This is a genomic window from Janthinobacterium sp. HH106 (assembly GCF_001758725.1).
GTDB lineage: Bacteria > Pseudomonadota > Gammaproteobacteria > Burkholderiales > Burkholderiaceae_D > Janthinobacterium.
Map to the genome: position 1 here is coordinate 39,385 of NZ_LRIC01000065.1, position 23,969 is coordinate 63,353.

The window sequence follows — 23,969 nt, forward strand, 5'->3', positions numbered from 1 at the left end:
TTATAAACATGGTAATTTTGAAAATACTTTCAAATAGCTAAATAAAAACCCTAAGGAAACTAAAGTTTCCTAGTTGGAGGATGGACAATGATTGAAAAGAAATTAAGCAAATCCTTGCGCATGATGTTTGCCGGCACTTTGGTCATGAGCGCAGGCTTCATGCACCAGGCCGCTCAAGCGCAGGAAGCCAAGGCTGACGAGAAATTGCAGCGCGTGGTCGTCACCGGTTCCGCCATCAAGCGCGTGGATGCCGAAACGGCCGCACCGGTGGAGATTTACACCAAAAAAGATATCGAGCGCACGGGCGCCACCAGCGTTGCCGAATTGGTCAAGAATCTGGCCTCGATCGACATCAATGATCAAGGCGAGCTGAGCGCCAACTCGCCTTCCGGTTCCGGCACCACCAACATCAAGATGCGCGGCTTGAGCGAACGCAACGTGCTGATCCTCTTGAACGGCCGCCGCCTGCCAACCAATGCGCTGGCTGACGGTTCGGGCGCGGGCGCCGCGGTCGACGTCAACGCTATCCCGCTGAGCGCGCTGGAACGCATTGAAATCCTGAAGGACGGCGGATCCGCCATTTATGGCGCCGATGCGGTGGCCGGCGTGATGAACTTCATCACCAAAAAGAACTACCAGGGCCTGGAAGCGAAGACCAGCTATGGTCAAAGCTCGCGCTCGGACGCCAAGGAAAAGACGGCCAACCTCGTGTACGGTTTTGGCGACTACGACACCCAGGGCTTCAACGTACTGGCCACGGTCGACGTGTTCAAGCGCGATCCGATCTACCGCAAGGACCGCGACCTGACCCGTTCGGCCGACTTCCGCCGCTTTGGCGGCCCGGATGGCCGCAGCGGCTTCCATCCTAGCGGCAATATCGCCGGCGGCGGCACCCTGGTGCCATGCCCACCGGACGATTTGAGCAACGGCTCCTGCCGTTTCGACGTCAACAAGACCTTGCTGACCTCGACCAACGGCGCCGACCGCGTCAGCGGCATGCTGATCGGCAGCCTGAAAATCAGCGACAACATCCGCGCGTTCGCGGAATTTACCTATTCCGAAAGCAAGGATGACTTCGAAGCCCAGGCTGCTCCGGGCAACTTCGTAGTCAATGGCAAGACCGTTGCCGGCCGCTTTATGCAAATGGGTCCTCGCAAGACCAACCGCAAGGGCACAATGACCCAGTTCTCGACGGGCCTGGAAGGCACGACGCGCGGCATCGACTGGGACGTCGCCATCGGCAAGGGCGTAAGCAAGGCCACCAACCGCGATTCGAACTACGCACATTACGATCTGTTCAACGAAGCGATCGAGAATGGTTCGATCGACCCGACCCGCACCGACAACCCGCAAGCCGCCGTCGACAAGATTCGCCTGACGCCTACGCGCGCCGGCAAATCGGAACTGACCTTCTTCAACGCCAAGGCCTCGGCGCCGATCATGGACCTGGCTGGCGGTGCGATGGCCTACGCCGTCGGCGTGTCGTACAACAAGGAAACGCTGAGCGACCAGCCCGACCAGAACCAGATCGATGGCCTGGTCTTCGGCAGCATCCAGCAGGCTGCCGTGAAGGCGGACCGCAATTCCAAGGGCATCTTCGGCGAACTGTCGATTCCCTTCCTGAAAAACGTCGAAGCTCAGGTCGCCTTGCGCTATGACGACATCTCGAATGTCGGCAGCAAGACCAGCCCGAAACTGGCGTTGCGCTACCAGCCGCTGAACAACCTGATGTTCCGCGGTTCGTATGCAGGCAGCTACCTGGCGCCATCGCTGAAACAGATGTATGGCGGCGTCGATGCCGGTGCCTATACGACGAACGACAAGGAAATCTGCAATGCCTTCCCTTCGATTTCCGGCAATTGCACCAACTTCTCCTACTACCAGGTCTCCGGCTCCAACAAGGACTTGAAACCTGAAACGGGCAAGACCTATAACCTGGGCGTGGTGTTCTCGCCAGTGAACTCGCTGACGGTCAGCATCGATTACTTCAAGATCGACAAGAAGAACGAGATCGGTACCCTGACGGAAACCAAGGCGATCGAGCGCGGCAACGTCGAAATCAAGAATGGCGACGCGCGCATCCTGCTGAACAACCAGAACCTGGCTACCACCGAAGTACGCGGTTTCGATACGGACGTACGCTACACCTCGCCGCAAACGATGTTCGGCAAGTTCACGATCCGCAATGCGTCCACCGTCTACACCCGCATGGAAACGCAGGATACGGAAACGGATCCGGTGCAAAGCACGCTGAAGACGTTCATGAACCCGAAATACCGCAACACGTTTACTGCGAGCCTGGAAAAGGACAATATGTCCGGCTCCCTGGTCATTCGCACGACGGGCGACATGATCGACTCTGACAAGCGCCGCGAAGAAATCAAGCCGGGCACCCGCACGATTCCTTCGCACACGGAAGTCGATCTGACGGGCCAGTACGTGGCGATGCAAAACCTGACCTTCACGGCCGGCATCAAGAATCTGTTCGACAAAATGCCGCCGTTTAGCGCAATGGGCGCGGGTAACCAGTACGGCACCCTGGGCTTTGCTCAGCTGTACAACGTGCGCGGCCGTTACTTCTACATCGGCGCAGGCTACAAGTTCATGTAATGTAGCGCAATCCCCGGCAGCCTGAAATGGCTGCCGGTACTGCCCCCGAAAGCCGCACGAGAGTGCGGCTTTTTTCATGCCCGGCAGACGAAAAAAAACCGCTGCAGGCAGCGGTTTTCAGGTAACTCCAACGCTTAGCTTACAGGAAGCGGTCGAGTATCTTGCGCGTCGTCTTGTCGATATTAAACATGTCGCGTATCAAAAAGTGGATGCCATGGTTGTCGGCGATCAAGAGCGACGCGGCACCGATGCGGCGGATGTCTTCTTCGCCTTTCAGCACGAATTGCGTCTCGCCTCGGTCCGTGTCGACATGCCAGGTGCATGGCGTGGCGAAGCTGGAGACGCTTTTCACCCTCGCGATCTCGGGCATGAATTCGCGCCCTTCCAGCTCTTCCTGCAGCAGGCTGCGCGCCGGCTCCGGCATGGCGTCGAGGCGGTCGATCCACGCCACTTCCTTGCCGTTGCCCAGCACCAGCGAAATGCCTTCGTCCGGCGACTGGATGGGGAAGGCGCGCACGGGCGCCACGCCTTCAAAGACCTGGCCGTCCGCGTCCGTCATCACCAGCTTGCCGAAGGGGTCGCGGCTTAATGTAAAAGTTGTACTGGCCATGCTTATTCCTTGTCATCCAGGGCGAGTTCGTTGTTGCGCGCCTGTGCTTCGTAGAGGCGGAAATAGGCGCCCTCTTTCGCCATCAGTTCATCGTGACTGCCCACTTCGACGACCTGGCCACGGTCCAGCACCACCAGACGGTCGGCCCGGTGCAGGGTCGACAGCCTGTGCGCGATGGCGATCGTCGTGCGGCCCTGCACCAGATTATCGAGCGCCTTCTGGATCTCTTTTTCCGTTTCCGAATCGACCGACGATGTCGCTTCATCCATGATCAGGATGCGCGGGTCGATCAGCAGGGCGCGGGCGATCGAGATGCGCTGGCGTTCGCCGCCGGACAAGCCCTGGCCACGCTCGCCCACCATCGAATCGTAGCCTTGCGGCAGGCGCAGGATGAATTCGTGCGCATGCGCGGCGCGCGCGGCGGCGATGATCTCCTGGCGCGTCGCATGCGGTTTGCCGTAGGCGATATTTTCCGCGATGGTACCGAAGAACAGGAACGGTTCCTGCAGCACCAGGCCGATATTGCGGCGGTAGTCGGACACGGCGAACGAACGGATGTCGACGCCGTCGAGCAAAATCGCCCCTTCCGACACGTCGTAGAAACGGCAGATCAGGTTGACCAGCGTGCTCTTGCCCGAACCGCTGTGGCCCACCAGGCCGATCATCTCGCCCGCCTTGATGTTCAGGGTGATGCCGCGGTTGACGGCGCGGTTGCCATAACGGAAACCGACTTCGCGCAAATCGATCCTGCCTTCGATCTTCTCCAGTTTCACGGGCTGCGCCGGTTCCGGTACGCTCGACACATGGTCGAGGATGTCGAAGATGCGCTTGGCGGCGGACGCCGATTTCTGCGTCACGGAGACGATGCGGCTCATCGAATCGAGGCGGCCGTAGAAGCGCGTGCTGTAGGCGATGAAGGCGGTCAGCACGCCGACGGTGATTTCGCCGCGCGACAGCTGCCAGATGCCGAAGCACCAGATGACCAATAAGCCCATCTCCGTCAGGAAGGAAACGGTCGGCGAGAACAGCGACCAGACCTTGTTCAACTTGTCGTTGACGGCCAGGTTGTGCGCGTTGGCGTCGCGGAAGCGGGCCGCTTCGCGCTTTTCCTGCGCAAACGCTTTGACGACTCGAATGCCGGGGATGGTATCGGCCAGCACGTTGGTCACTTCGCTCCACACGCGGTCGATCTTTTCAAAGCCCGTGCGCAAGCGGTCGCGCACCAGGTGGATCATCCAGGCGATGAACGGCAGCGGCGCCAGGGTCATGATGGCCAGCCACGGATTCATCGACCACAGGATCACGCCCGTCATGATGATCATCAGCACGTCGGAAGCGAAATCGAGCAAGTGCAGCGAGAGGAAGACGCAGATGCGGTCGCTGCCGCTGCCGATGCGCGCCATCAGGTCGCCCGTGCGCTTGCCGCCGAAAAATTCCAGCGACAGCTTCATCAGGTGTTCATAGGTGGCCGAGCGCAAGTCGGCGCCCATGCGTTCGGACACCAGGGCCAGCACATAGGTCTTGCCCCAGCCCAGCAGCCAGGCCAGCAGGGCCGAACCGAGCAAGCCGCTCATGTAGTACACCACCAGCCACGGATCGATATGCTTGCCGTTCTGATACGGGATCAGCACATTGTCCATCAGCGGCGCCGTCAGGTAGGGCGGAATCATGTGCGCGGCCGTGGAGAGCAGCATCAGCATGAAGCCCAGGGCCAGCTGGCCACGGTAGGGATGGGCGAAACGCCACAGGCGGAACAGGGTCCAGGTCGATGGCGGCGTATGCAGCACCTTGGCGCAGATCGGACATTCTTCCTGCTCCGGCTCCAGAGGCGCCTTGCAGCTCGGACACACTTCCTGCTCCGCTTCCAGCACGGGCTGGCCCGTCAGGTGGCTGTCGAGGCGCTCGACGAACTGTTCCAGCACGCGGATCGCATGCAGATTCTGGCCCAGGGTAAAACGCCACGACGCCAGGCGGCCGTGGTCGTCGAACAATTCCAGGTGGCCGACGCCGGCGTGGTCGTGGTGCGTCAGGCGCAGTCCGTGGCGGAAAGACCAACTTTTCCAGGTGGTATCGCCCGGGGAACGGGCCAGTAAACGCTTCTCTGTGACAACAATTATGCCTTTTGTGAAACGTAATCGCGCATCGAGGTCAACCTCAACGCTACTTAAAACGTTCTCCCCTGGAGAAAGCTTGCTTTCCACTTCCGCCAGCCAGTGTTCCGGCAGCGAGGTAAGGGGAATAGTTGTTGCAGGAACACTCAGTTCAGTTGTCATCGTAAAGCATACTCCGGCTCGAGGCCAAGCCCTTCAGGGCGGGATTTGGGGGATGGGGCAGACGCCCGATCAATGTTTGTGTATTGCGCGATGGCGAGGTAGATGCACCAGTGGCAATTTCCTGTATTGTATCGAATGGATGCCTGCAGGTAATGAATGATGGCAAAACGGAGCAAAAAAATGCGCGGCCATCGTACAGGGGCAAGTATACAACAGCCCGCTGTTGCGCAAATGCTCCAGCTTAGCCCGGAGTCGGTAACTTTATAACAAGTATGGCAACAATTAGTAACAATTAGAATGACAACACCAGCAGAATACGAGAAGCAAACGCGACAAGAGGCCGCTAAAAGTGGCACACTGCGCATACCCGGGATAAAGAACCAAGCACGAGCCTGAAAAGACTCTGTAAAGCCAACATAAAGTATCTGGCGCCCAGACGCCTGGCTTGTTATCAAGAAACCACTTACATGATCAAGAAGAAGAACATCGAATTCGTCCGCGTCACCCACTTGCGCGGCCCCAACATCTGGACTTACCGCCCGGTGATTGAAGCCTGGGTCGACATCGGCGAACTGGAAGACTATCCATCGAATACCCTGCCCGGCCTTTACGAGCGCCTGGTGGCGTGGCTGCCCGGCATGATCGAGCACCGCTGCGGCGTGGGCGAACGGGGCGGCTTTTTCGAGCGCCTGCGCGAAGGCACATGGTCGGCTCACATCCTCGAACACGTGGTGCTGGAACTGCAAAACCTGGCCGGCATGCGCACGGGCTTCGGCCAGACGCGCTCGACCAGCCAGCGCGGCGTCTACAAGATGGCCTTCCGCACGCGCGAAGAGCACGTGGGCCGCGCCGCCCTGGCCTCCGCGCGCGAACTGCTGATGGCCGCCATCAATGATGAAGCCTACGACCTGGAAGCGGCCCTGGCGCCGCTGCGCGACATGGTCGACTCGCGTTGCCTGGGCCCGAGCACGGCGAGCATCGTCGATGCCGCCACCGAGCGCCGCATCCCTTCCCTGCGCCTGAACGACGGCAACCTGGTGCAGCTGGGCCACGGCGCCGCGCAGCGCCGCATCTGGACGGCCGAAACAGACCGCACCAGCGCGATTGCCGAAGGCATCGCCAGCGACAAGGATCTGACCAAATTCCTGCTCAAATCGTGCGGCGTGCGCGTGCCCGAAGGCAGCCTGGTGCGCAGCGCCGAAGCGGCCTGGGAAGAAGCGCAGGACATCGGCGTGCCCGTCGTCGTCAAGCCGTATGACGGCAACCATGGCCGCGGCGTGTCGCTGAACCTGATGACCGAAAGCGACGTGAAGGCGGCCTATGAACTGGCCGCGCGCAAGGGCGACAGCTCGGCCGTGCTGGTGGAAAGCTTCATCACGGGCGACGAACACCGTCTGCTCGTCGTCGGCAACAAGCTGATCGCGGCCGCCAAGGGCGAATCCCTGTGGGTCGACGGCGATGGCACTTCCAGCGTGCTGGAACTGGTGAACACGCAGATCAATACCGATCCACGCCGCGGCGAAGGCGAAGATTTCCCGCTCGGCACCGTCAAGCCGCATGAATCGGGCGAGATCATCCTCGAACTGCAGCGCCAGGGCATGACCGCCCTGTCCGTGCCGCAGGCGGGCCAGAAAGTGCTGATCCAGCCGAACGGCAACGTGGCCATCGACGTCACGGACGACGTGCACCCGTCCGTCGTACATGCAGCCCTGCTGGCCGCGCGCGTGGTCGGCCTCGATATCGCCGGCATCGACCTGGTGACGAAGGATATTACCCGTCCCCTGGAAGAGCAGCGCGGCGCCATCATCGAAGTCAATGCCAGCCCCGGCCTGCTGGCGCACATCAAGCCAGGCGTGGGCCAGCCCCGCCCTGTCGGCGCGGCCATCGTCGACCACCTGTTCGCGGCCGAGGAAACGGGCCGCATTCCGCTGATCGGCGTGACGGGCACGCGCGGCACCAGCCTGATCGTGCGCATGCTGTGCAAACTGCTCAACCTGTCGGGCCTGCATACGGGCGCCGTCTGCAGCGAAGGCATGTATCTGGACCAGCGCCGCGTCGTCAGCAGCGATTGCGTGAACTGGGACGCGGGCCAGCGCCTGCTGCTCAACCGCACCGTGCAGACGGCCCTGTTCGAGAGCAATCCGCGCATGATCCTGGCCGAAGGCCTGGCCTACGACAAGTGCCAGATCGGCGTCGTCACGGACATGGGCAGCCTCGATAGCGTCAAGGATTTCGACGTGCTGGACGAAGCGGGCCTGTACAAGGCCGTGCGCAGCCAGGTCGACGTGGTCGTGCCGACGGGCGTGGCCGTGCTCAACGCCGTCAACGCGCACGTGCTGGAACTGGCCGAACTGTGCGACGGCACGGTGACCCTGTATGCGCAGGATGGCAGCTTGCCCGCCATCGCGGCGCAACTGGCCGCCGGCCAGCGCGCCGTATTCGTGCGCGGCAACCACATCGTGCTGGCCGAAGGCGGCATCGAAACGGTCCTGCTGTGCCTGGACCTGCTGAAACCGGCCACGGCCGGCAATGTCGACAGCGTACTGGCCGTCGCGGCCGCCGCCTGGGCCCTGAACCTGCCCGTCGACCTGATTTGCGCCGGCCTGCGCACCTTCGACGCGGCCCCCGGCTGCATCGGGAATTAAGACTCAAGCCCGGCTACGGCCGGGCCCACAAGAACACAACAGGATTACGGTTTAATTATGGAAGTATCTCGCGTACGGGCCTTGCGGGGCCCTAACCTCTGGAGCCACGACACCGCCGTGGAAGCCATTGTTTCCTGCACCACGCAGGAACTCGACATCGCCCAGCTGCCCGGCTTCGAAGCCCGCCTGCGCGCACTCTTTCCGCAACTGAGCCCGCTGCAACCGCTGGGCAATTACAACGCCGCGCCGATGGCGCAGGTGCTGGAACTGGCGGCGCTGGGCCTGCAGGCGCAAGCCGGCTGTCCCGTCACCTTCAGCCGCACCACGCCGACCCTGGAAACGGGCATCTTCCAGGTCGTCGTCGAATACTCGGAAGAAGCCGTCGGCCGCCTGGCCCTGGAACTGGCGCAGCAGCTGTGCCGCGCCGCGCTCGACGATGCACCGTTCGACCTGGCCGGCGCCCTGCACCAGTTGCAGGAACTCGATGAAGACGTGCGCCTGGGCCCTTCGACGGGCGCCATCGTCAACGCCGCCGTGGCCCGCAACATTCCGTTCCGCCGCCTGACCGAAGGCAGCCTGGTGACGTTCGGCTGGGGCAGCAAGCAGCGCAAGATCCAGGCCGCCGAAATGGACGGCACCAGCGCGATTGCCGAAGCCATCGCGCAGGACAAGGAACTGACGAAGAAGCTGCTCGATTCGGCCGGCGTGCCCGTGCCGCAAGGCCGTGTCGCCGTCGACGCGGACGACGCCTGGGCCGCCGCCTGCGAGATCGGCCTGCCCGTCGTCGTGAAACCGAAGGATGGCAACCAGGGCAAGGGCGTTACCGTCAATGTCACCACGCGCGAGCAGCTGACGGCCGGCTTCCTCGCGGCGCAGGAATTCCGCGACGACATCCTCGTCGAACGCTATCTGCCGGGCCACGATTTCCGCTTGCTCGTCATCGGCAACAAGATGGTGGCAGCGGCCCGCCGCGACCCGCCGCAAGTCGTGGGCGACGGCCAGCACACGGTGCGCGAACTGGTCGACCAGGTCAACCTGGACCCGCGCCGCGGCAGCGGCCACGCCACCTCGCTGACGAAAATCCGCTTCGACGACATCGCCCTGGCCAGCCTGGCCAAGCAGGGCTACGTGGCCGACTCCGTGCCGCCCGTGGGCCAGCGCGTGATCTTGCGCAATAACGCCAACCTGTCGACGGGCGGCTCGGCCACCGACGTCACCGTCGACGTGCATCCGGAAGTGGCGGCGCGCGCCGTCGCGGCTGCGCACATGGTGGGCCTCGATATCTGCGGCGTGGACGTGGTGTCCGACAGCATTTTGAAACCGCTGGAAGAGCAGAACGCCGGCATCGTCGAAGTCAACGCAGCACCGGGTTTGCGCATGCACCTGGCGCCGTCGTTCGGCAAGCCGCGTCCCGTCGGCGAAGCCATCATCGCCGCCATGTTCGCCGAGGGCGACGATGGCCGCATTCCCGTCGTCGCCGTCACCGGGACCAACGGCAAGACCACCACCGTGCGTCTGATCGCCCACCTGCTGACCACCTCCGGCCTGCGCACCGGCATGACGAACACGGATGGCGTGTACATCGAAGGACGCCAGATCGACAGCGGCGACTGCAGCGGCCCGCGCAGCGCGCGCAACGTGCTGCTGCACCCGGACGTGGACGCAGCCGTGTTCGAGACGGCGCGCGGCGGCATGCTGCGCGAAGGCCTGGCTTTTGATCGCTGCCAGGTCGCCGTGGTCACCAACATCGGCGCGGGCGACCACCTGGGCCTGAACTACATCACCACCGTGGAAGACCTGGCGGTATTGAAGCGCGTGATCGTGCAGAACGTGGCCGACAGCGGCGTGGCCGTGCTGAACGCCACCGACCCGGCCGTGGCCCGCATGGCCAAGAATTGCAGCGGCACGGTGACCTTCTTCGCCGCCGACAAGACGCATCCCGTGATGGCCACGCACCGCGCGCAGGGCAACCGCGTCGTGTACGTGGAAGACGGCAAGCTGGTCGCGGCGCAAGGCAAGGAACGCCACGAAATCGCCCTGTCGCAAGTGCCCATCACGCGCAACGGCGCCATCGGCTTCCAGGTCGACAACGTCATGGCGTCGTTGGCAGCCGCCTGGGCCGTGGGCCTGGACTGGAAAACCATCGCGCTGGGCCTGAAAACCTTTGCCAATGAAGCCGACAACGCGCCGGGCCGCTTCAACGTGTTCGACTATCGTGGCGCCACGCTGATCGCCGACTACGGCCACAATCCGGACGCCATCCTGGCGCTGGTGCAGGCCGTCGAAAGCATGCCGGCCAAGCGCCGCTCGGTGGTCATCAGCGGCGCAGGCGACCGCCGCGACGAAGACATCCGTCAGCAGACGGAAATCCTCGGCGCCGCCTTCGACGACGTGCTGCTGTACCAGGACCAGTGCCAGCGCGGCCGCGCCGACGGCGAAGTCGTGGCCTTGCTACGCCAGGGCCTGGACGGCGCCAAGCGCACCAGCCATATCGATGAAATCAACGGCGAATTCGTCGCCATCGACAAGGCCCTGGCGCGTTTGAGCGAAGGCGATCTGTGCCTGATCCTGATCGACCAGGTGGAAGAAGCGCTGGCGCACATCGCCAAGCGCGTCGCCGAAGCGTAAGCGCGCCAACTGCGCACAAGGGCGGCCTGCGGGCCGCCTTTTTTTTCGCCTCTGCGCGGCCGGCGCAACGGCGCGCATTTCATCGGCAGCGAACAGCGATGCCTGGGTGCGCCGCCAGGGCGCATGAATGCAGCAGGGATACCGGAATTGATATTGACTTCGCAAAAGAAGTCATTTGTGGGGCAAAGTCATTCCCACCTACCATGTTTCTTGAGCAGGTTCCAGCTCTGGCGGCGACTGCCGCAGCGTTCTCAACATAACTAAAATACAGGTGGAGACAAGATGAAGCAATCGATGGCAACGGGCACCCGCACGTCCCGGCACAACACACGTCTGACCTTGAAGGCCACAGTGGCCGCGCTGGCCGGCGCCGGCCTGCTGAGCAGCGCGTCCGTCTGGGCGCAACAGGCGCCCGCCGCGGAAACACCAGCGGCAGAAGTGGCAGAAACAGCACCGGCGGCAGCGCCAGCCGACAGCGGCATCGCCGTCGTCGCCGTCACGGGCGTGCGCAGGGCGGCACAGAGCGCGCAGACGATCAAGAAAAACAACGACCAGGTGGTCGACTCCATCGTCGCCGATGAAATCGGCAAATTCCCCGACAAGAACGTGGCCGAAATCCTCGGCCGCGTGACGGGCGTGCAGATCCGCCGCGAAAGCGGCGAGGCCGGCACCGTCATCATCCGCGGCTTGCCCGGCGTGGTGACCCTGCTCAACGGCCGCGAGATGTTCACCTCGGTGGGCCGCAGCCTGTACCTGGCCGACATTCCGACGGCCATGCTGCAGCGCGTGGACGTGTACAAATCGCAGGGCGCCGACATGGTCGAAGGCGGCACGGCCGGCGTGATCGACGTGCGCACCAACCGCCCGTTCGACTTCAAGGGCTTTACGGCATCGGGCAATGTGCGCGCCGAACACCGCGACAAGGCCGGCTCGACGGACCCGAACGTCAGCGGCATGGTCTCGAACCGCTGGAAGACCCCATACGGCGAATTCGGCGCTCTGCTCGGCCTGTCCTACCAGCGCGGCAGATACTATGACGAGACGATCTGGAACGCCGAACCCGTCAAGCGCCCCGAAGCGGGCAACATCACGGGCCCCGATTCCGTCGGCATGATCCCGACCGTGGGCGACCGCAAGCGCTACGCGGCCAATGCCGCTTTCCAGTGGCGCCCGAACTCGCAGGTGGAAGTGTATGCGGAAGGCATGTCGACCCTGATCAAGCACGCGTTCGACAGCCAGTTCTTCGTCGGTTCGCTGCCCTGGGGGCAGAATCCGGACATCACCCTGATCCCCGGCACCAGCCAGGCGGCCACGGTGGGCAAGATCGACGGCCCGTGGTCGCCGTTCACGCTGGGCTCGACGCAGGCGCGGCGCGACCGCTCGATCGGTTCGCAAGGCGCCATCGGCGCGCGCTGGGACATCACGCCGCAGCTGCGCGCCACGACGGAACTGGCGCGCACGGTGAGCAACTTCGAGCGCGAATTTCCCATCCTCGACTTCCTCGCCCACCCGACCAGCGTGATCGGCAGCACGAACGTCAACGGCGGCGCGCAGATCAGCTACCCCGGCTACAACATGCTGGACCCGAAGAACTACACGCTGCTCGGCTTCTACGATAACCACAGCCACGACGAAGGCAGCTCGACCGACTGGCGCGGCGACCTTACCTACGACATGGACAGCACGGGCTTTTTCCGCGAATTTTCGGGCGGCGTGCGCCTGGCCAAGCGCAAGGCCGAATCGATCCGCGAAAAAAATGGCCAGGGCGGGTTGACGTCGATTATGACTGCGGACGCGATTCCCGGCCTGGCTTGCGCCTCGCACGAGAACACGGGCAACTTCGGCCTGCAAAGCTGGCTCACACCCTGCCGCGACTTCATGCTCAACAACACGGCCGCGCTGCGCCAGCTGTTTACGGGCAGCAGCGAACGCAGCCCGGACGATCCGATGACCCACTACAAGGATGTGGAAAAAACCAATGCCGTCTACGGCAAGGCGCGCATCGGCTTTGACCTGGCGCAGGTACCGGTCGATGGCACGCTGGGCGTGCGCGTGGTGCAGACCAAGCAGGACTTGCAAGGCAATTCCTCGCAAAATGGCATCGTCACGCCCGTGCGCGTGAAGACGTCGGATACGGACGTGCTGCCCAGCCTGACCCTGAAAGCCCTGCTGCGCCAGGACCTGATCGCCCGCCTGACCGCCGGCAAAGCCGTGCAGCGCCCGAACTTCGCCGACTTCAACCCCGGCGTGAGCCTGGGCCAGAGCCTGGAAATGGTGCGCCCGACTGGCAGCGGCGGCAATCCCGACCTCAAACCCGTGGAAGGCAAGAACCTCGATGCAGCGCTGGAATGGTATTTCGCCCAGACGGGTTCCGTCACGGCCACCGTGTTCCGCCACAACTTCAAGAACTACATCCTCTCCGGCTCGGCCAAGGAAACGTACGGCGGCATCGAGTACGACATCACGCGTCCGCGCAACACCTCGAAGGGCCATCTGCAAGGTCTGGAAATGGCTTACCAGCAGTTCTACGACAAGCTGCCCGGCTGGATGAGCGGACTGGGCCTGCAGGCGAACGCCACCTACATGACGGGCGAGCTGGAAGAGTTGAATGGCAGCGTGCACCCGTTCACGGGCATGTCGAAGTGGTCGGCCAATATCGTCGGCCTGTACGAACAGGGACCGTGGTCGGCGCGCCTGGCCTACAGCTGGCGCGACAAATATGTCGACGACTACAACTACCGCGGCAAGGGCATCCACCTGACCGTGGCGCCGACCAAGACCCTGGACGCATCGGTCTCGTACAAGCTCAATCCGAACACCACGCTGACGCTGGACGCGAACAACCTGCTCGACTCGACCTACCGCGACTACCACGACACGCCCGACTATGTGCGCGATGTGCGGCGCTATGACAAGGTCGTCGGTTTATCGATACGCTGGAGCTACTAACTCATATCCCCCCTTTCTTCCTTCGAGGGTTTTCAGCGCCAGCCGGCAACGGTTGGCGTTTTTTTGCTCTATGGAATCTATCCGACAGTGGAATTGATCTGGCGCAAAGCGGTGGTGTCGGGGCGCTTTTATGCTGGCAGCTTGACTAGCGAACCCGGCGGGGGACAGCATGCGCGATGCACGGCCCATCGACACACAGTTATTTCAACCCGACATCCCGGTACGGCTCGACATGCGCACGGCGGCGCTGGTCGAACATGCGCTGGCCTTGCAGGAAATGGCCGGCACGGGCGCCGCCGCCCTGTTTTTGCATTGCCACGACGTGCCGCTGCCCACCGCCTTGCGCGTGCTGACGACGGGACCGCGCCGTAAACCGGCGGGGCCGCATCTGTTTGCCCGCCTGCGTCCGCGCACGGCCGCCCGGGTGCAGGGCGCGCCGCTACCGGCGCGCTGACGAATCCTGTACCATCGCCGCAACCTATCAAATGAGGCACGGCGATGCAGGCAGCGACACCCTACGATTCCTATGCGGCACTGATGGACCTGATCAAGGCGCGCCATGCGGAACTGAGCCCGCAATTCCAGGCCGGTGCCCGCTACCTGGCCGACCATCCGGACGAAGTGGCCGTGTCATCGATGCGCAGCATCGCCGCGCGCGCACAGGTACAGTCGGCCGCCCTCGTGCGCCTGGCGCAGCAGCTGGGCTTTGCCGGCTGGCCGGAACTGAAAGCCATCTTCGTCGAACGCCTGCGCGCGGGCCAGGCCGGCTATGCGGCAAAGGCGGGCGCGCTGGCCGGCAAAGAGGGGAAAGAGCGCGACCTGGTTACGGAAGTGTTCGCGGCGCAGCAGCGCAACCTGGCCGCCACGGAAAGCGCCAACCACGCCGCCCTGGACGCGGCCGCCAGCCTGCTGCAGGCGGCACCCCGCGTGCACGTGGCCGGCTTTCGCGCCGCCCATCCGATCGCCTACACCCTGCACTACCTGTACCGGCTGCTGCGCCCCAGCGTGCAGCTGCTGAGCGGCCAGGGCGGCACCCTGGAAATGGACTTGCGCGCCCTGCAGGCGGGCGAAGTCGTCGTCATCGTCAGCTTCGCGCCGTATTCGAGCGAAGCGCTGCTGGTGGCGCAGGCGGCGCGCCAGGCCGGCTGCCAGGTCGTCGCCATCAGCGACAGCGCCATGTCGCCGCTGGCCCTGCAGGCCGACGCCAGCATCGTCATCGCCGTCGACAGCCCCTCGTTCTTCCCTTCCATCGTGGCCGGCGTCGCTGCCGTGGAAAGCCTGGTGGAATTGCTGGTGGCGCGCGCGGGGCCGGATGCCGTCACGGCCATCGGCGCGGCGGAAAGCCAGCTGCGGGCGCTGGGCGCCTATGCAAAAACATCGAATGATGTAAATTAAAGAAAAATACATCAATCGTTGCAATGCGGCGCAACGCCTCCTATAATCGGCCATTCCCCCTTTGCCGATAAGAAAGCGATGCCATGAGCCATGTCTTCCACCGCAGCCTGACCGCCACCTACCCTGTCGCCGCGGGCGGCGACGGTCCCTACCTGATCGATGCCGACGGCAAGCGATACCTGGACGCCTGCGGCGGCGCCGCCGTCTCCTGCCTCGGCCATTCGGATGCGGCCGTGACCGCCGCCGTGCAGCGGCAGATTGCCACGATGGCGTACGCGCACAGCGCGTTTTTTACCAGCGCACCGATGGAGCAGCTGGCCGATTTTCTCGTCGCGCGGGCGCCAGACGGCATCGACAGCGTGTATTTCGTCTCGGGTGGCTCGGAAGCGGTGGAAAGCGCGCTGAAAATGGCGCGCCAGTATTTCGTCGAGCGGGGCCAGCCGCAGCGCTGCCACGTCATCGCGCGCCGCCAGAGCTATCACGGCAACACCCTGGGCGCGCTGGCCACGGGCGGCAACGCCTGGCGCCGCCAGCAGTTCGAGCCGCTTCTCATTGGCGTGACCCACGTATCACCCTGCTATGCCTGGCGCGACCAGCAGGCGCATGAAACGGATGCTGATTACGTGGCGCGCCTGGGCCAGGAGCTGGAAGACCATATCGCCGCACTGGGCGCGGAGAACGTCATGGCCTTCATCGCCGAGCCCGTCGTCGGCGCCACGGCCGGCGCCCTGCCCGCCGTCGCCGGCTATTTTGCGCGCATGCGCGCCATCTGCCAGCGCCACGGCATCCTCCTGATCCTCGACGAAGTCATGTGCGGCATGGGGCGCACGGGCAGCCTGTTCGCCTGCGAGCAGGAAGCCATCACTGCCGACCTGATCTGCATCGCCAAGGGCCTGGGCGCAGGTTACCAGCCCATCGGCGCCGTGATGGTGTCGAAGGACATCCGCGAGACCATCCGCACCGGCACGGGCTTCTTCCAGCACGGCCACACGTATATCGGCCACGCCACGGCCTGCGCCGCCGCCCTGGCCGTGCAGCGGCAGATCGAGGAGCGCGATTTATTGGCCAACGTGCGCGCCATGGGCAGCTTGCTGCAGGAGCGGCTGCGCCAGCGTTTCGGCGAGCACCCGCACGTGGGCGACATCCGCGGCCGCGGCCTGTTCCTGGGGCTGGAACTGGTGCAGGAGCGCGCCGGCAAACAGCCGTTCGACCCCGCCCGCCGCCTGCACGCGCGCATCAAGGCGCAAGCCATGCAGAACGGGCTGATGTGCTACCCCATGGGCGGCACCATCGACGGCCTGCACGGCGACCACATCCTGCTGGCGCCGCCCTACATCATCGACGCCAGCCACGTCGAGGAAATCGTCGACAAGCTGGGCATGGCCATCGACGCCTGCATCAGCTAAGGCCGCCCACTGTTGCCCACGGTAGAGATCAGGCTGGCGCCGCAGCTCGTCTTGTGCCCCTCGAAGGCCACGGGCACGCCATCGATCAGCACCTGCGGATCGCCCTCGGCGATCACGCAGCGCACATGGCCCTTGATCGGGCAGACGCAAGGGTCGCCCTTGCGCGCCACGGCCACGCCCAGCACCGTGCTGTTCGGCGCCGCGCCTACCACCTTGCCGCCGTGGCTGGTGGGGTCGTTCAAGCGGATCACGCCACGCATGCTCTTCTCCTTGAATAGGTCAAACGCCTCATTGCGAAAACCCCTGGTAATACTCGGGCGCATCGTGGCGCAAGCCCCACCAGGGCAGATACGCGTGATTACCGCTGCGCGCGCGGAACCAGGGTTTGCCGGGCTGGATCGGCCGCACGACGGCAGGCGGCGCCACCACCAGCGCCACAGGGGCAAGCAGGTCGCTGGTGCCGGCCACCAGCACGGGCTTGCCGAAATGGTGCGCGTAAGCGATGCCCAGCGCCACGTTCGTCAGCGCCGTGCCCGCGCCCGTCTCGCCCAGCACGGCCGTCAAGTTGAAGCTTTGCTTCAGCAGATCGAATTCCGGCAATTGCACGGTAAGCGTCTGCGCCAGCGCGCCGAGTACACCCCATGAAAACGATCAAACATATCTTCGATATATTTATGGTGGTAGCCGCGGAAGGTTTCAGAGCCATTATTTCCAACCGCAATAGACGCAATGCTTTGCAGTTTGGAATATTTTTCAGGCTTTTCCCTGACCATCTCATCGTTCGGATTTGGTTGTGTCAGCCCCAACGTCCACAGCAATTGCCATTGCGTCGGATAGTCCTTCCGCTGTAGTGGATTAAGCCATTGCAATCCCACCACCTGCGCCATAAACGGACCGCTGCGTGGCACCGTTGCCTCCGGCAATGGCGGCGTCGCGCACGCACCAAGCAAAAGCGACATGAGAACCGCGATCAGCGCCCTCATTGCGAAAACCCCTGGTAATACTCGCGCGCATCGTGGCGCAAGCCCCACCAGGGCAGATATGCATGGTTGCCGCTGCGCGCGCGGAACCACGGTTTGTCGGGCCGGATCGGCCGCACGACGGCGGGCGGCGCCACCACCAGCGCCACGGGGGCAAGCAGGTCGCTGGTGCCGGCCACCAGCACGGGTTTACCGAAATGGTGCGCGTAAGCGATGCCCAGCGCCACGTTCGTCAGCGCCGTGCCCGCGCCCGTCTCGCCCAGCACGGCCGTCAGATTGAAGCTTTGCTTCAGCAGATCGAATTCCGGCAATTGCACGGTAAGCGTCTGCGCCAGCGCACCGAGCCGCGCGGACGAATCCTGATGCGTATTGCCAGCGTCGTGGATGACATAACCGATCCCGGTCTCCGCTTGATTGGCCTTAGCCGCAGCCTCTTCGATGGCCGCCGTCCACGCCTTCACCAGGCGCGGCGGCTCGCCCTTTTTGATTTCAAAATCCGCCACCTGTTTGGTGCTCGGATAGCCGAGCCACGCCAGCGGCGCCCGCTCCGTTTTAAAGTCGGGGCCGGCCAGCACCAGCAGTACTAGGTTCTCGTTGATCTGCCGGTCCAGCGGCCGGCTGGGCGCATCCCAGTTCATGACCCAGACGGTTTCCTTGGGATGGCTTTGCAGGTAGTCGAGCGCTGCGGAAAGTGACGTAAAACCGGCGTTGGGACCGCCCATGGTGAGGCGGACGTCGGGCGGGGTGGAACGGGTCCACAGGGTGGGGAAGTTTGGGTTGCCAATATCAAAGATATCACCAATGTACTCGCGCACAAAATTCGTCGCATCCGCAAGATCAAGTTTTCCTTCAGGAATCGCATACTCAACGTGGATGCCGGCCAACTCACGCCAGCGCGACCTGTCCTTTGCTGAGTATACGTTATAGAAATACTCAGGATCTGAAAAATACGGGCTACGAAATAAATTCATAACTTCACGAATGTACTTCCGATGATAACCGCGAAACGTTTCCTGACCTTCATTGCCAGCGACGACAGGTGAAACAGCCTGCAAACTGGAGTACTTGTTGGGGTTTACCTTAACCATATCGTCGCCAGGATTTGGCTGTACCAGCCCCAAGGTCCACAGCAACTGCCATTGCGTGGGGTAATCCCGCCGTTGCAAAGGGTTCAGCCATTGCACGGCGACCACTTGTGCCATGTACGGTCGCTTGACCATGTCAGGTAAGGCGGCAATGGCATTTTCCGACGTAGTCGATGATGAACGCAGACGCGCGCAAGCTGTCAGAAAAATTAACACCAGAAACACAAGCAAGGCGTACAAAGAAAAGGATTTCAACATGCGAGATTCTCCATGGTGGAAACAACTTGTGAGTAACATTCTTAATAATGGAAATCAATCGACATGGAATTACCTATGCGCCATTTCACCCGACGTCGGCCTCGTATCCAGCGGTGAATTTTCACGCTGATCGATGATTAATGTCGGCATGCCAGCCTCGCATCCGGATTGCATTGCCCAAGCCGCAACAGTTTTCTTATGAAATTCTCCCTTATTAAAGTACTCTAAGAATTCAATTGCAGAATTATCATCACCTACCCACTTCAACAACCGCCAATCCGCCGCCACCCTCAACTTGCGCAACTGGTCGGCCTTGATGCGGCAGACGCCCACCGCCACGTCATACGCAAGCGCCCGCTCTGAGTGCATGGGGTTGGTCAGGATGGTGGAATGGTCGGTGGCGTAGGCGCCCGCCTGGCTGGACATCATTTCCCCTACCCGCGTGCTGCGCCATTGCAGGTACTCGGCGTCGGGCGTGGCGTTGGGCATTTCCTGCTGTACTTTTTGACCCTCGGGACTTTTCCCTTCCCGTATGGCCTGCGCGCGTATCACCGCGCGCTGCTCGAATCGCAGGCGCGCCTCGTCATCGGCCGTGCCCCTGGCGCTGTCCATGCGTTTGGCTTCATTTTTCGCCGCCCGCCCCTGCAGGCCGCCGGGCGGAATCTCATGATCGGCAAGGAGATCGTCGCCGGGCGCGCGCTGCTTGCCCACCTGGCGCGATTCGCCGGGGGGCTCGTAGCCTTCGTCGAATTCCTCGCTGGTCTGGCCAAAGCGCAAGGACTGCGGCTTGAAGGGCGGCAGCAAGTCGGGTGCGCTCAGTTCGATTTTCCAGTCTTTGTGGGGCGAGGCATTGCAGGGGCTGCGGGCCAGGCCCGTGGCCACGATAAACAGAGGCGCAAATCCAACCGTCAGGATGGTGGAAAAGGCGCTCTGGCTGGCCTCGACACCGTGTTTGATGGAATACGACGCATATTTCTGCGCCGGAAACCAGAAGTCCTCGCCGCCCGGCGCAGGCTTGCGCCAGTGATCGCGCCAGTAGTGATAGCTGCCCTGCTTGCCCACCTCAAAACCCTGGGCAAACACGCGCTGCACGCACACGCCTGCCGCCTCGGTGGCAGCCAGTTCGCCGCCGTCCTTGCCGTCCTTGGCCAGCGAACCCGACAGGCCGCGCCAGCCGATGCCCTCGATGGCGACGGACGACACCACCACATCGTGCGGATTGCAATAGATGGTCACCCTGCCATACGATGATTTCTTGCCGCCCCGGGCGGCGCCGGCAATCCCGTATTGCTCGCGGTCCGCCGCGGCGGAAAAACCGTGCTCCAGATTGGCCATGCAGCGGTCGATTTCCTCGTCTGTCTGCACCTCGCCCAGGCTGGCGCGCTGGCCTATGATGGCAAAGAAGTTTTTCAAGGTGGCGATGCGCGCCTGCACCGTCACCCTGCCCGTGCTGCCGTCCGCCGCGCGCAGGTTGCCGGCAACCCAGTTCTCGGCGCTATTGCATTTCGCCAGGCTGTACGGCGAATTACAAATCACATAGTTGTCGGCCACGCAGGGAACGCCATCCACCTTGGGCAGACGGGTGCCCAGAAAGGCCGCCGCCATCGCCACCATCGTGCCCTGGCTGTGGCACACGATGGTGACGGGTACGTCGGCCTGCTGTTGGCGGATGGCTTCGACCAGCTTGGCCAGGCGGTAGGCGGCCAGCACGAAATACGGGCGCGGCGGGCAGCTGTACACTTGCCGTTCCGGGAAGGGATTCATGTGCTGGATGGTGTTCCACAAGAATAAACCCTCGCTCAGTCCGTCCTTCCACAAGTCGGCCAGCGCACTGCAGCCATTGGCAAACGGCCCGCCACCCCAGTAATTGTCTTCATTCAGGTAGATGCCCTTGCCGTATTGCTGCAGTTCCTCGCCGGAAGCCTTGTAGCCCCAGCGAAAACGGATCACGGGAGAAAAAGTGCCGGCATCGCGGATCAAGGTATCGGCCGACATCTCCGGATGGAGAAAGCCTTCGGCCGTGATTTCGGTGCCATAGCTGACCGGCTTCAGCTCGCCGCCCTCCACGCCACGGTGCTGCATGTGATGGCAGGAACGCTTGAGGCGCTCGTTGAGGCCGCTGCACAGGCCTTCTTCGGCCGCCGCGTACCACTCGCCATCGGAATTGACGCCATGCACGAAGATCACGATGCCGGGCAGCGGCAGTTGCTGCAGCGTGTCCCGGTCGCTGCTCTGGAAATTGGCGTTGCAGGAAAACTGACCGAGGATATCGATTTCGGGGTCGTCGCACAGCGGCGGGTGGGGATCGAATTGCATGGTGTGCTCTCCAGTGACGGGGGTTCAGGAACGGCGGCGGAAGAAAAATCCCTTCAGCCGCTGCAGGTGGTCGGTCGCCACCTTCGGCCCGCGCCCGTCGGCACCGCTGACGCCCGTCAAGGGACTGTCGCCTTCGCGCTCGATGTGCACTTCCACGCCTTCGACGGGCAAGCCGTCGGTGGGACGCAGCAAGCGCGGCACGCGGCCCAGCTCGCCTTCGCCGAAGGTGGGCAGTTCCGCCTTCATGCTGGCCGGGCCGCTCCAGTGGTGGCCATCGGTCTTCACCGTCAGTGCGCCGGGACCGCCCAGTTCCACCGCGCCGCCGGACAGTTTCAGGTAGGCGCCGCCCGCCGTCATGAAGGTGATTTCGTCCTGCGCCATGCCGACCAGGCGCGTGCCGGCCGTCAGGCGGATGTCCTTGGCGGCGTCCGCCTGCAGCAGGTCGTGCTGGCTTTGCAGCAAAAATTTGCCGAAATGGGCCACCTGCACGATGCCATCCTGGTGCGCGAACAGGGAAATGCCCTTGCCCCCGTTGACGTTGCAGCGCTGGGCCGCGCTCAGTTGCAGATGCTGCTGGGCCACCATGTCGATATTCGCGCCCGCGTTGCCGGCAATGGTCCGGGGCGTGCTCAGCGCCACACCCTCGGGCGCCGTGATGCTGACGGCGGGCTGGTCGGCGGCAATCGCCGCTCCCAGCGCCTTGCTGCCGGCCGCGTCCAGCGCCAGTGCCTGGTGCTGGGCGGCAAACTCGCCCAAGGAGCTAAACAATTCCAGGCACTCCTTCATCACGGCGGCATGCTCGTTGCCGTCGAGCTGCTTGCCGCTGGCACCCAGCTGTTTCCAGGCCGAAATCAGCAGCGAGCGGGCCGTGCGCACGCTGCCGCTGGCGTCGCTGCGCAATTCAAAGCCGTCGCCGCGCTGCCGCCCTACGCCGTCGCTGCGCGGCTCGGTCAGGTAGCCGAGGTTCAATTGCGTGGCCGCCTGGTCGCTGGCCAGTTGCGCGCTGATTTGCGACGGCGTGTCGTCAAAGCACAGCTGGTTGCCGCGCCCGCCCCGCACTTCGCGGCTGCGCATGCCGGACAGATAACGGTTGCCCGGCAAGGCGCCGCGGCTGCTCAGGCCGGGTGGCGCGCCCACGGCGTTGTACAGCTGGCCCACGATGATGGGCCGGTCCGGGTCGCCGCCAAGAAAATCGATCAGCACTTCCGCGCCGATGCGTGGCAAGCTCAAGGTGCCGCATTGTTTGCCGCTGCCCGGGCCATTGCCGGTCCAGCTCGACGCCACGCGCACCCAGGCCGAATCGCGCTCCGTATCGGAAGCACCGGAACCGTTGGCATGCGCGTGGTCCGGCGCGCGCGTCGCAACAAAACGCACCTTGACGCGCCCCAGCGCATCGCAATGCACTTCTTCGCCGGCCGGCCCGACGACCAGCGCGCTTTGCAGGCGGACGACGGGAAAATCGCTGCGCGGGTCAAAAGCGGGCACGATGGCGATGCCGCGCCGCACACAAGTAAAACGGTTGCGGTAGCGCAAGGCCGGCTGGCCATCGGCGCCTGCCCCTTGTGCCGGGCCAGCATCGCACTGCCAGCCGCTCTGCGCAAACAGGCGCCCGACCCTGGCATCCAGGCCTGTGGGCAAGTTATTGCTGGCCGATACGCTCAAGGCCGTGATGACGAAACTGCGCTCGGGAACCGGATGGCTGTCGATGTCGGCATGCCCTTCCAGGCTGAACCATTGGCCCGAGCAAAAGTCGCGCACGCAGCCTTCTCCCTGGAAACACTTGCTGTCCATGTCGTGACGCGCCATCGCCAGCTGGCCCAATTGCCGCAATTCGTCATTGCTGCCGGCGGCCAGCGGCGGCTCCACGATATAGTCGTCGAGACTGGCCGCCAGGCGATTGCCATTCCCGCCCTGATCTGCTCCGCTGTGAGACTGCGTGGCCATGAACTGCGGACTGTGCGGGTGGCCATCGTCCCAGCTGTAGCATTCGGACTTTCCCGCTTGCAAGCGACGCACCGCACTCCAGGCCGTCACGGTATCCCTTTGCTCGGTGGCGTCGTCGCGGTGATAGCGTACCGTGCCGGCCGCATTTTCCGGCAAGCGGCTCGCGTCGTCGAACAGCAGCAGAGCATGCACGGGCATGGTGGTGGCGTTCGCGCTGGCGGTCGCTGCCGCCTGGAAACACCAGGCGATGCCGCGGCGCCTGAGCAGGCGGCGGATAAAGGCGGCATCGGATTCATTGTGCTGCATCGTGAATTCGCGCACGGGCAAGCTGCGCGCCGCCAGCGCCGCATCGATGGTGAGATCCAGGCTGGCGGCGAGCACGCTATTGCCCTGCCGCCACTCCTCAAACAGGAGCTGCACGATCTGCAATTCATGCTTGTTGCGAAACACGCGCGTGTTGACGCGTTTTTCCATCAACGCCAGGCCGTCGCGCAGCACCAGTTGATAGGTCGCCAGACCGCCATCGCTTTGCCCCGCGCTCGCTTCGGCGACGATGCCGCAGACCCTGCGCAGCTGCCCCTGGTCCGTCACGATCTGCAATTCGGCCGGCACGGCGATGAACTGTTTCAGCGGCAACCGCGCTTCGGTGGCGACGCACAGGATGCGGTATTCCAGGCCACCGCAGACGGCCTCGCTTCCGCTGATGCGCTGCGGCAGCAAGACATCCTCATTGCTGCCTTCCGGATAAGCGAGGCGCAGCCGCAAGGCTCGGTTACCAGCGGTCAAGGCCTTGTCCACGGCCAGCCATTGCGCGAAGTCTTCCATGGTTTTCTTCCTTCCAGCGGTCATCGGGGCACAATATGTATGGCG

15 protein-coding genes are annotated in these 23,969 nt (G+C 63.4%); 7 read left to right on the plus strand and 8 right to left on the minus strand.

What is annotated here, in order from left to right:
• The first annotated feature begins 87 nt into the window (after positions 1 to 87).
• Positions 88 to 2,610 carry a TonB-dependent receptor gene (locus JAB8_RS24725; protein ID WP_070221050.1) on the plus strand — a complete coding sequence of 841 codons (2,523 nt, stop codon included), beginning with the start codon at positions 88 to 90 and terminating at the stop codon, positions 2,608 to 2,610.
• A gap of 139 nt (positions 2,611 to 2,749) precedes the next feature.
• On the opposite strand, the gene JAB8_RS24730 is transcribed toward JAB8_RS24725, so the two are convergent.
• Positions 2,750 to 3,220 carry a DUF1854 domain-containing protein gene (locus tag JAB8_RS24730; protein ID WP_070221406.1) on the minus strand — a complete coding sequence of 157 codons (471 nt, stop codon included), beginning with the start codon at positions 3,218 to 3,220 and terminating at the stop codon, positions 2,750 to 2,752.
• Between the two features lie 2 nt (positions 3,221 to 3,222).
• On the minus strand, positions 3,223 to 5,493 hold the full coding sequence (locus tag JAB8_RS24735) for an ABC transporter ATP-binding protein (RefSeq protein ID WP_083286938.1): 2,271 nt from the start codon (positions 5,491 to 5,493) through the stop codon (positions 3,223 to 3,225).
• A gap of 467 nt (positions 5,494 to 5,960) precedes the next feature.
• Between JAB8_RS24735 and cphA (JAB8_RS24740) the strand changes: the two genes are divergently transcribed.
• The 6 genes from cphA (JAB8_RS24740) (at position 5,961) to JAB8_RS24765 (ending at position 16,516) form a co-directional block, all read left to right on the plus strand.
• Positions 5,961 to 8,138 (plus strand): cyanophycin synthetase, encoded by a 2,178-nt coding sequence (gene cphA, locus JAB8_RS24740; protein ID WP_070291843.1) that lies wholly within the window; start codon positions 5,961 to 5,963, stop codon positions 8,136 to 8,138.
• 57 nt (positions 8,139 to 8,195) lie between these two features.
• Positions 8,196 to 10,766: a cyanophycin synthetase gene (gene cphA / locus JAB8_RS24745; protein WP_070221408.1), complete on the plus strand. Its 2,571-nt coding sequence runs from the start codon at positions 8,196 to 8,198 to the stop codon at positions 10,764 to 10,766.
• Between the two features lie 282 nt (positions 10,767 to 11,048).
• The gene (locus tag JAB8_RS24750; RefSeq protein WP_070291844.1) at positions 11,049 to 13,715 is read left to right on the plus strand and encodes a TonB-dependent receptor; all 2,667 of its coding nucleotides are present in this window, start codon (positions 11,049 to 11,051) and stop codon (positions 13,713 to 13,715) included.
• Positions 13,716 to 13,884: 169 nt separating this feature from the next.
• Positions 13,885 to 14,169 carry a hypothetical protein gene (locus JAB8_RS24755; RefSeq protein WP_070291845.1) on the plus strand — a complete coding sequence of 95 codons (285 nt, stop codon included), beginning with the start codon at positions 13,885 to 13,887 and terminating at the stop codon, positions 14,167 to 14,169.
• 44 nt (positions 14,170 to 14,213) lie between these two features.
• The gene (locus JAB8_RS24760) at positions 14,214 to 15,110 is read left to right on the plus strand and encodes a MurR/RpiR family transcriptional regulator (RefSeq protein ID WP_070291846.1); all 897 of its coding nucleotides are present in this window, start codon (positions 14,214 to 14,216) and stop codon (positions 15,108 to 15,110) included.
• Between the two features lie 83 nt (positions 15,111 to 15,193).
• Entirely contained in the window at positions 15,194 to 16,516 is a 1,323-nt protein-coding gene (locus JAB8_RS24765; protein WP_070291847.1) for an aspartate aminotransferase family protein, read from the plus strand.
• On the opposite strand, the gene JAB8_RS24770 is transcribed toward JAB8_RS24765, so the two are convergent.
• The 6 genes from JAB8_RS24770 to JAB8_RS24790 all read right to left on the minus strand — a co-directional run bounded on the left by JAB8_RS24770 (position 16,513) and on the right by JAB8_RS24790 (position 23,924).
• Positions 16,513 to 16,776 (minus strand): PAAR domain-containing protein, encoded by a 264-nt coding sequence (locus JAB8_RS24770; protein WP_070221412.1) that lies wholly within the window; start codon positions 16,774 to 16,776, stop codon positions 16,513 to 16,515. The genes JAB8_RS24765 and JAB8_RS24770 overlap by 4 nt on opposite strands.
• A 28-nt stretch (positions 16,777 to 16,804) precedes the next feature.
• Positions 16,805 to 17,122 (minus strand): hypothetical protein, encoded by a 318-nt coding sequence (locus JAB8_RS30050; RefSeq protein WP_254679590.1) that lies wholly within the window; start codon positions 17,120 to 17,122, stop codon positions 16,805 to 16,807.
• Positions 17,095 to 17,499: a hypothetical protein gene (locus JAB8_RS30055; RefSeq protein ID WP_254679591.1), complete on the minus strand. Its 405-nt coding sequence runs from the start codon at positions 17,497 to 17,499 to the stop codon at positions 17,095 to 17,097. Before JAB8_RS30055 ends, JAB8_RS30050 begins: the two co-directional genes overlap by 28 nt.
• Complete coding sequence (locus JAB8_RS24780) at positions 17,496 to 18,839, minus strand: hypothetical protein (RefSeq protein ID WP_070291848.1); 1,344 nt, start codon at positions 18,837 to 18,839, stop codon at positions 17,496 to 17,498. Before JAB8_RS24780 ends, JAB8_RS30055 begins: the two co-directional genes overlap by 4 nt.
• A 69-nt stretch (positions 18,840 to 18,908) precedes the next feature.
• The gene (locus JAB8_RS24785; RefSeq protein WP_070291849.1) at positions 18,909 to 21,155 is read right to left on the minus strand and encodes a DUF3274 domain-containing protein; all 2,247 of its coding nucleotides are present in this window, start codon (positions 21,153 to 21,155) and stop codon (positions 18,909 to 18,911) included.
• Positions 21,156 to 21,179: 24 nt separating this feature from the next.
• Complete coding sequence (locus tag JAB8_RS24790) at positions 21,180 to 23,924, minus strand: type VI secretion system Vgr family protein (protein ID WP_070291855.1); 2,745 nt, start codon at positions 23,922 to 23,924, stop codon at positions 21,180 to 21,182.
• Between the last annotated feature and the right edge of the window lie 45 nt (positions 23,925 to 23,969).